This window comes from Pseudidiomarina indica (assembly GCF_900104245.1).
GTDB classification, from domain to species: Bacteria; Pseudomonadota; Gammaproteobacteria; order Enterobacterales; family Alteromonadaceae; genus Pseudidiomarina; species Pseudidiomarina indica.
This window is the reverse complement of sequence record NZ_FMXN01000026.1, coordinates 1-1,692: the sequence shown is the minus strand read 5'-3', so window position 1 is coordinate 1,692 and position 1,692 is coordinate 1. Positions and strand designations below refer to the sequence as shown.

Sequence of the window (1,692 nt, the reverse complement as noted above, 5' to 3'; positions counted from 1 at the left end):
CCTAATACAGCTATCGGAGGCATTCCGCCAAAACAATTAACGCAAGCGGTTCATTAATTCTACGAATAACTGCTGCTTAAAATGGGGGGATTACAACTTGGCCTCTCTGACTTTGGTTGGAACTTTACAGTCTTATCATCATCAAGACTTTCATTAACGAAATCCAACCAAGGAGGGTTATCGCCTGTGTTATTAATCACCTGCTGACAGTAAAATTTACAGCCAACCCCATCAACTTTAAAGGTTCTAACTTTGAAGTTTGAAGTGTCCTTTTCGCTGACTTTGGTTTTATCGACAACATCTTTGAAGGTTTTCTTGGCCTTCGACATGTAAAGTGTAATCTTGCCAAGCTCGCAGCCCATAGCACTTCTCCCATTTCCCTTGATGTTACATCGGTATCAGATTTAGATGTAAATCACAAGTTATAGAGTTTTTTGAATATTACACATTAAGTTATCAGCTAAAAAACTGGAAACACAACGCGAACTAAAAACCATGAAATTAATAGTTTGGATAAGAACCTTACTAGTTTTTACACGATGCCAGATACCGCACCACGATAGGCGCTTATGGTCGATGAAAATACAGCAAAAATGGTTTGGTCCAAGCTTTTCACGCTAGGGACATTCGACTTTCTCGGTAATGGTGGTAAATATTGGAATTGAACTTGGCTGGACGCCGCTTATTTCGTGGGATGGTGGCCCCTCCCAGACTTGAACTGGGGACCAACCGATTATGAGTCCTGCATTGGTGGCTTTTCTAATATACGGTTTCGGACGAAAATCCTCGTTTTTCATGAGCTTATGTGTTTTATGAGTGCTTTTTATCCGGTGCCGATTTTAACGGTTTTGATCTTAACTTCCGTTGTAACTACCGCTTAAAATTAGTTTTCTTAAACCTACTCATTTAGCTGTTTAGGCAAGCTTGAATGTCTAAAAATGTCTAAAAGTCTAACGTGTAGACATTTTCCATATCTTGCCCTCTATTTCTATAACTCCTTGATTCTTAAGTGATTGAAGGAGTTTCTTTACCTTATTACTCTTCTTATCAGCCGTTAAAACATCAGGTAGTTTATAGATTTACCTTTAATGTGTAAGTTAATAACTGCTTTTAGGCGTTCAAACCTTTTGCAATTCCGTTCAAAATTGCTGACAAGACAAATAATCCAATAGACCCCATTATTTCACCATTAAATAGTGCCACGACAGCCGATATAAAACTAACGCCCATAGCGATGAGAACCAATAGGGCTATTAGGTTCTTTAAAAATCCTTTCGATTCTTTAGTTTGGGATTTAGACTGTCGTATACCTTCCAACGCTTTTACCAGATCATTATTTTTACGAGCATCTTTCATTTCACTAATAAACCTTTGTTTATCAGCATCATTTAGTTTGACGTTTTCACCATTTTTAATTTTATTACCGATTTCATTAAGCTGTTCCAAGCTAAAATAGTGATCTGATAGTGCCATTGAAAACGCCATGTCATCATCATTTTCTGGTGTTCTATGACAGTTTTCGCACTCTGTGAACGAACCGAATTTCAGTTCTCCGCAATTAAAACATACAGCTTGAGTAATATGCTCACCTTTGTTTATAACGCCTGAATTAAGCCGCGCCGCGAAGCGGCGTCGGCTTGAATGAATTGTTAGGCCTCACTTGCCCGGTAGGGAAGAAGTGCCTTGAGCGCT

General features: G+C 38.8%; 1 protein-coding gene. It reads right to left on the bottom strand.

Annotated features, from left to right (window positions below; translation table 11 throughout):
• Nucleotides 1–1,110 precede the first annotated feature (1,110 nt).
• Nucleotides 1,111–1,473: a hypothetical protein gene (locus tag BLP64_RS10655; RefSeq protein WP_176754977.1), complete on the bottom strand. Its 363-nt coding sequence runs from the start codon at nt 1,471–1,473 to the stop codon at nt 1,111–1,113.
• Nucleotides 1,474–1,692: the final 219 nt, after the last annotated feature.